Genomic DNA, 6,980 nt, shown 5'->3' on the forward strand with positions numbered 1-6,980 from the left:
TCTTGCCGCGCGCGGGGCCGGTGGGGGGCGAGGTATGCGGGAGTCCGGAGAGACGGCCCCCCGCAGGCCCCCGCGGGCAGCCGGAAGGCGCGACGAGCCGGGCCCGCCGGCCTCAAGCCTCCGGCGTGGTCTCCTCCCGGATCACCCGCTGGGCGATCGCGAAGGCGGAGTTGGCGGCCGGGACGCCGCAGTAGACGGCGGTGTGCAGCAGGACTTCCTTGATCTCCGTGGGCGTCAGGCCGTTGCGCAGGGCCGCGCGGGTGTGCAGCGCCAGCTCGTCCTGGTGGCCGCGGGCGACCAGCGCGGTGAGCGTGATGATGCTGCGGGTGCGGCGGTCCAGGCCGGGGCGGGTCCAGGTCTCGCCCCAGGCGTAACGAGTGATGAAGTCGTGGAAGTCCTCGGTGAAGGCGTCGGTGGCGGCCGCGACCCGGTCGACATGGGCCTCGCCCAGGACCTCGCGCCGGATCTTGATGCCCGCCTCGTACGTGCCGCCGCGGTGCTGCTCCGGCTGGGCGAGGCCGGACTCTATGGCGGCGGGCGGCGCCTGCGGGGGCGGCGGGGGCGCGAGCTGCGGCTTGGGGGCCGCGGCGCCGATGGCGGCCTGCCCACCGGGGCCCGGCTTGTCGTGCCAGGCGGTGGAGAAGTGCCGGATGAGGAGTTCGGTGACGGCCGAGGGCTGCTCGACGGGCGCGAGGTGGGAGGTGCCGGGCACCAGCGCAAGGCTCGCGTCGGGTACGCCGGCGACCAGGGTGCGGGCGTCGGTGGTCGGGGTGACCTGGTCCTCGGAGCCGACGACGACCAGGGTGGGCACGCCGACCCGGCCGAGCGAGGACCGCACGTCGTAGGAGGCCAGCGCCTCACAGGCGGCGATGTAGCAGCCGGGGTCGGTGGTCCGCACCATCTGGACGGCCCACTCGACGATCGCGGGCTGGGCCCCGGCGAAGCCCTGGGTGAACCAGTGCTCCGGGGAGGTGCGGGCGATCGGGTCGAGTCCGTTGGTGCGGATGACCACACCGCGCTGGCGCCAGGCGTCGGCGGTGCCGTAACGCGGCGACGAGGACACCAGGGCCAGCGAGGTGACCCGGTGGGGGCGGGTGAGCGCCAGCTGGGTGCCGATGGCGCCGCCGATGTTGCAGCCGGCGTAGCCGAAGCGGTCCACGCCGAGCGCGTCGAGAGTGGCGACCAGCCGGTCGGCCAGTTCGGCGATGGAAGGCGCCGCGTGCGCGGGCGAGCCACCGTGACCGGGCAGGTCGAAACGGATCACGCGCCAGTGACGGATCAGCTCGGGGATCTGCCGGTCCCACATGTGCCAGGTGGTCCCCAGCGCCGCACCCAGTACGAGTACGGGGGCGTCGTCGGGGCCGTCGATCCGGTGCTGCAGGGTCTTCTCACTCACCCGGCCACGCTACCGAACACGCTGACGCGGTCCTGACACCCGGGTCAGGAAGAGCCGTCGTGAGGATGGCTGCGATCGCGTCCGAAGCGGAATATATGCAAGTCAGAGCCTCACGATCGAGCCAATGCAGATGACCGGGCGACCCGGCTCGTCACAGCTCCCTCCCATCGTGATCCAGAGGGTGACGGCGTTGTCCGGGCCGCATCCGGGCGCTCTGCACCCGACCGTCGCCGGTCTTGGCCCGCGCCTTGGCGCGACCGCTGAGCACGGCCCGCGCAGCGGCCTGCGCGTCGAGCGGGTCCGACTTCCCGCGCAGACGGCGGGCCGTACCAGTGCTCAACCTGGCCTCGACGGACTGACGATGAGTCGACTCCCCGTTCACTCATGACCGGCATTGACAGACAAGCTCTGTAGCTACTGCGCGAGTTCCTCGCTCGCTCCCCCCAACTCCTCCGAGGAGTAGGCGCCGCCCTGGGCTGTGCCCTGGTCAGCGCCTGTCCTCGCCGAGCCGCCCAGGTTGTCGCACGAGACGACCCGTTGCACGAACGGGTACCGCCCACCTTCGTCGTCGACCGATACCGACAACACCACGGCGTCAGGCACGGCACGGCGCAGCGTGTCCACTGCGCGGCTGCGGGCCTGCGGGCCTGCGGGGTGTTGCCCGAGATGATGCTCAGCAGTCCCCGCTTCGGTCTCCGACCGGCGGAACAGTTGACCAAGGCGCGGCTTGTGCCACTGAAGCCCGACGCGCAGGTCACCGCGTGGACAGGCCGCTTCGATACAGTGGTCGGACGGTTCCGCTCGGAGCCGCCCTCGCAACGGTGCGCCACGACAACGTCGGCCGCCCCGTCCCCCGCGGGTCACCCCCGATTCTCCGCCCCTCAGCGTCGAGGGCTGACGCCGACTCGATGGAGCGGCCTGTGGCCGACGCAACCTCCCGTAGGAATATGGACGACCACGTGAACGATCACACACCACTGCCCGCCCTGCGCCCGACCCGGGGAGTGGCTCGCTGCGCCGTCGCCGCCCTTGTCCTCGCCGGCGCCGCCTGGGCGGCCCGGGGCGTGTGGCAGATCCAGCTCGCCGCGGCCGGACAGCCGCCGTCCGGACCGCCGGACCAGGGCGGCGGCCGGCACCGCACGCTGACCGCGCTGGAGAACGCCTACCACCTCGTCAGTGCCCTGGGAGACGCGGCCACGGCGCTCTGCGCGATCACCTTCCTGATGTGGCTGTGGCGCGTCCGGGGCAACGCCCGCACCCTCTCGGGGCAGCCCCCTCGCTACGCCTGGCCGTGGGTCTACGCCGGCTGGATCGTCCCCGTCGCCAACCTGTGGATTCCCCGGGGGATCGTCGCGGACATCCACCGCGCAAGCGCCCCCGGTGAGCGCTTGCCGCACGCCGTGAACTGGTGGTGGGGCCTGTGGCTGGTCGGCTCCCTGGGCGCGGCGTCGCTGTACGCCGGCACCACGGATGCCGTCATCGCCCGCGCCTACACAAACCCACCCCTGCTGCTGGTGATCGATGCGGCCGCCGTCGCCGCGGCAGTGGCTGGCGTCTTTGTCGTCCGCGCCCTCACCGCGGTACAGCAGAAACACCTGCACCAATAGAACACCGCTGATTCCGCAGGGCTTCCGAGGCGCAGGCGCTGACCTGCAACGATTCCTCGACTCGCGATCCCGGAAGACCGCGAAGTCATCGGTATCGGCACTAAGCCGTGTCCGACGGCCACCGCGGCTTCTGGCTAGCCCCTCTTCTGTTTGTACAGTTCGAGGTCCCTGTTCGCGAACAGATGCACATAGCCGCAGTGCCAGCAGATCAAGCCGGTTGCCGACTCGTTCGCCCAACCCCAGTTCATGAACTCCATGCCGGAGCTGTTGAGCTTCACCTCTCGGTCCCTGAACAGGTCTCCCTGACAGAAGTTGCACGTGATCCACACGCCCCCGAGAGCCGCGTGAACAGGCTTGGCCATACCTCCACCTTTCCTTTGAGCCGCCGCAGTGGCGACCCGTCTCGCCCGCAAACTGCGTGGCGGGCAGCGTCATCAGGCCCCCAGACCGGGCCATGCCACCGCATCAGCCCAGTGACTCCCCGATCGGGAAGACAGCGTGGTGTGCTCTTGGAATCAGGCGATGCCCGGCTGACGCTGGGCGTCACGGCGGCCGATGAGGAACCAGAGCAGGCTCCCGAGGAAGGGGGCCGTCAAGGCGAAGACGATCCAGACCAGCTTCATCCCGCCGGTGAGATCGGACCTGACGATGCTGAGCAGAGCGCCGAAGAAGAACGCGAGAGCGCCGAGAGCCACCGCAGCTCCCGCGCCGGCGATCATGATGTCGCCCATAGGGGCAAGGGCCATCTGGTGTGCGAGCTGTGCCTGCATCGTTCGCTCCTTCTTACTGCTGGGGGATTCTCGGAGTTCGTCGGTCGTGCTGGATGTGGGGTGACCGGTGGTCAGGGCGAGTGGTGCACCAGGTGTGGGGGTGGAGATGAGAGGCGGTTACCCATCGGTGCGGGAGCCGCCGGCCACAGCCACCGGTGCCGGTTCCTGTGGTTCGGTCGGCTCGGGCGTGTCTGGGCTGGTGCGTGCTCGTGTGTGAGGGAGGGCGTGGTTGCGGATGCCGGAGAGGGTTTCGTGCGGGCCCAGGCCCTGGGGGTGGCGGCGGATGACCCCCACGTAGATGCCGATCAGGGCCAGGCAGAGGGCCGGGGGCAGCAGCAGGACGAGTCCGGTGACCGGGTCGGCCGCGAGGCTGTACGCCACCTCCTCCGCCTGGCTCGCGATCTCCATCAGGAGGGAGGGGTCGGCGGAGGCCGTGGCGCCGAAGAAGACCGCACTCGCGGAGAGGGAAAGGGCCGTACCCCCGCCGAGGCAGGTGAGCAGCAGGACAGGGCTCAGTACCAGGGCGCGCAGGGCGAGCCGGGCGGGGCTCGGTCGTCCGCCGTCCGGCGTGACCAGCCGCAGCCGCAGGATGTGCTTGCCGGGTGTCGCGCCCGTCAGCCATGGGAGGAGGACGAACCAGAGGGCGAAGGTGACCGGCGGCGCCAAGAGCACCGTCTCCGCGCCGAGCACGGAATATCCGACGACCGCGACAATCGGGGTCAGCAGCGCGACGCCGGTCACGTCCAGCAGCAGGGCGACGAGGCGGCGGCCGAAGGGGACCTTGCCGACGGCGAGCGGGGCGAGGGCGCGGTCGTCGAGGGTGTCCAGGGCGGGTAGTGCGCGGGCCAGGGGGCCGGCGATTGCCCAGCCGAGGGCTGCGCCGGCGGTGTTGGCGATGAGGTCGTCGACGGCGAAGAGGCGGTAGGGGCACGTATACAGGCCCCACAGTCCGGTGTACTGGGTCAGCTCGAAGAGCAGCGATCCCGCGAATCCGGCCGCGGTGGCCGCGGCGAGGCCGCGCCGGAAGTGGATCCGTACGAAGACCCCCAGCGGCAGCAGCAGGACCAGGTTGAACACGGTCTGCCAGAAGGCCGAGTTGTGCAGGATCAGCGCGTCGAGGGTGACGCGGTGGTGTGCCTCCTTCCAGATGTCGGAGAAGGCGACGCCCGGTGTGAGCTGAGGCTCGGCGAAGGACGGATATTTCCTGCAGACGTCCACCGAGGGCTTCGGCAGCGGCACGATCACCATGCAGAAGGCGGTGAGTGCGTAGTAGACGCCGCCGTACAGCGACAGCACCCGCCAGCGGGTCATGACGCCGTGCCGCCGGTAGAGGATGATCGCCGTCGGTACGAACATCGCGAAGGCCAGCGCGGGGAAGAGCAGCGCGGCCGTACCGATCGGCAGCAGGTAGACGTCCGTCATGCCGGACGGTTCACTGCCCGCAGCAGCAGATAGACGGCGGCGGCGACCGGGAGCACCAGGGCGAGCAGACCGACCGGGAAGAATACTGCTCCGAGGCCGAAGTGCAGATCGCCCATGGCGATCACGGACTGCGCCAGAGCGAACAGCAGCGGCACGAGGGCGGCCACCGTCCCGATCACCTTGTCCCGGTTGCCCCACTGCCGCATGGTCCACAGCCACCAGATCACGCCGATCACGGGAATGCTGCTCAGCACAGGGTAGGGGTTGAGCAGCGGAAGGGGGCCGGTCATCGCAAGCAGCACCAGCATGGCGAGCATGGCGGGGATGTTCCCCAGGCTCGCCCGCGGGGTCGGGGGCGCTTCTCCGAGCGCCGTCGCCGCGATCGTGCGCGGGTCGCCGAGGCGTGCGAGCACGGCGCGGATCTCGTCGTCGCCGGAGGCGGACTCCTCCGCGAGGGCCACGGCGATGTGCTCTTCCAGGTCGGCCAGCAGCTCGTTGCGGCGTTCCGGGCTCAGTCCGGCCGCCTCGCGCGCCACGGTGGCCAGGTACTTCTTCACCAGGGGGTGGTCGGTGATCGTCATGGTGGTCTCCCGTTAGTCGGTTCGGTCGGTTCCGTCGGTGATGAAGTGGTCGACCGCGTCACGGAAGTGCGGCCAGATGGCGGTGAACTCCTTCAGCGCCGCATGCCCCGACGGCGTCAGCTCGTAGTAGCGCCGGGGCGGCCCGCTGCGGGACTCCTGCCAGCGGGTCTCCACCAGTCCGTCACGGCGTAGCCGTGACAGCAAGGGGTAGATGGTCCCCTGGCTCGTGACCATGCCCTTCACCGCGCCGAGGGTTTCCAGCAGCTCCACGCCGTAGCGCGGGCCCTCCCGCAGGATCGCCAGCACGCAGTACTCCAGCACCCCCTTGCGGAGCTGGCTCTCCGCCTTGCTCGCGGCAGGCTTACCTGCGATGTCAGGTTCCATGCATTGCACAGTACCTGGTCATCTCCAGACGTCCAAAGGTGACGTTGGCGCACCCACGGGAGACAGCCCCACGTTTTGCCCCTGTTTGACCCTGCTTGGCGGTGGTTACAGATGCGGAGGTTCCCGTAACGCCATCCGTTCGTAGTGGCCATGCCCGTAGACCCCACGGACCCCGACACCTTCGAGGACGAGACCGATGTCACCGAGGTCGACACCGAGGCGACGGGCGCCGACGCGGCCGAACGACAGACAGACCTCGGCACGCAGGAGCCGCTCATCGATGTGGACTTTGGGGGGACGAGGAGTGGGACCCCTAACCACCTGTGGCGCGCTCTAAGCCTCCGAACTGCGGTGATGCCCGCATCGTCGGCCGCTGCACCAGACATCCAGCCGTCACGGGTACGGACGTGTAGGTCCTGAAGCGTCCTATATGGACTGCATGCTTCCAGTAAGGCTTTCCAGGTGGACAAGGAGCTATCGCCGTGAACAGGAATGGCAGCCGCGCGGGCGGGCAGCAGGCGCTGGCCGGGAAAGTGGCGCTGGTCACGGGGGCGACTCGCGGCGGGGCGCGGGCGATCGCCGTCGAGCTCGGCCGGGCCGGAGCCACCGTCTACGTGACCGGCCGGACCACCCATGGCGAGGCCAGCGAGACGGGCCGGGCGGCGGAGACCGTCGAGCAGACCGCCGAGCTGGTCACCGCGGCCGGCGGCGAGGGCATCGCCGCAGTGGTCGATCACCTCCAGGCGGACCAGGTGCGGGCGCTGGCCGAGCGGATCGACCGGGAACGAGGGCGGCTGGACATCCTCGTCAACGCCATCTG

General features: G+C 70.1%; 8 protein-coding genes and 1 pseudogene. 2 read left to right on the top strand and 7 right to left on the bottom strand.

Translation table 11 applies throughout. The features are described from left to right. Positions 1 to 112: 112 nt before the first annotated feature. Complete coding sequence (pcaDC, locus tag ACZ4NB_RS37605) at positions 113 to 1,396, bottom strand: bifunctional 3-oxoadipate enol-lactonase/4-carboxymuconolactone decarboxylase PcaDC (protein ID WP_467667552.1); 1,284 nt, start codon at positions 1,394 to 1,396, stop codon at positions 113 to 115. A gap of 202 nt (positions 1,397 to 1,598) precedes the next feature. Next, a pseudogene (locus tag ACZ4NB_RS37610) lies at positions 1,599 to 1,718 on the bottom strand (IS110 family transposase); the annotation flags it as partial. A 625-nt stretch (positions 1,719 to 2,343) separates the two neighbouring features. Between ACZ4NB_RS37610 and ACZ4NB_RS37615 the strand changes: the two are divergent. Further along, positions 2,344 to 3,003, top strand: coding sequence for a DUF4328 domain-containing protein (locus tag ACZ4NB_RS37615; RefSeq protein WP_467667553.1), 660 nt, complete (start codon positions 2,344 to 2,346; stop codon positions 3,001 to 3,003). 134 nt (positions 3,004 to 3,137) lie between these two features. Here ACZ4NB_RS37615 and ACZ4NB_RS37620 read toward each other — a convergent pair whose 3' ends face one another. The 5 genes from ACZ4NB_RS37620 to ACZ4NB_RS37640 form a co-directional block, all read right to left on the bottom strand. Further along, the gene (locus ACZ4NB_RS37620) at positions 3,138 to 3,365 is read right to left on the bottom strand and encodes a hypothetical protein (protein ID WP_467667554.1); all 228 of its coding nucleotides are present in this window, start codon (positions 3,363 to 3,365) and stop codon (positions 3,138 to 3,140) included. Between the two features lie 153 nt (positions 3,366 to 3,518). Continuing rightward, complete coding sequence (locus ACZ4NB_RS37625) at positions 3,519 to 3,773, bottom strand: PLD nuclease N-terminal domain-containing protein (RefSeq protein WP_467667555.1); 255 nt, start codon at positions 3,771 to 3,773, stop codon at positions 3,519 to 3,521. A 117-nt stretch (positions 3,774 to 3,890) separates the two neighbouring features. Further along, positions 3,891 to 5,195 (bottom strand): VanZ family protein, encoded by a 1,305-nt coding sequence (locus tag ACZ4NB_RS37630; RefSeq protein WP_467667556.1) that lies wholly within the window; start codon positions 5,193 to 5,195, stop codon positions 3,891 to 3,893. Beyond that, the gene (locus ACZ4NB_RS37635) at positions 5,192 to 5,776 is read right to left on the bottom strand and encodes an HAAS signaling domain-containing protein (protein WP_467667557.1); all 585 of its coding nucleotides are present in this window, start codon (positions 5,774 to 5,776) and stop codon (positions 5,192 to 5,194) included. Before ACZ4NB_RS37635 ends, ACZ4NB_RS37630 begins: the two co-directional genes overlap by 4 nt. Positions 5,777 to 5,788: 12 nt before the next feature. After that, complete coding sequence (locus ACZ4NB_RS37640) at positions 5,789 to 6,160, bottom strand: PadR family transcriptional regulator (RefSeq protein WP_467667558.1); 372 nt, start codon at positions 6,158 to 6,160, stop codon at positions 5,789 to 5,791. Positions 6,161 to 6,642: 482 nt separating this feature from the next. Here ACZ4NB_RS37640 and ACZ4NB_RS37645 point away from each other — a divergent pair. Then, the coding region (locus ACZ4NB_RS37645; protein ID WP_467667559.1) for an SDR family NAD(P)-dependent oxidoreductase at positions 6,643 to 6,980 on the top strand (338 nt) is incomplete at its 3' end.

It is taken from the genome of Streptomyces sp. NPDC026575 (genome assembly GCF_055567415.1).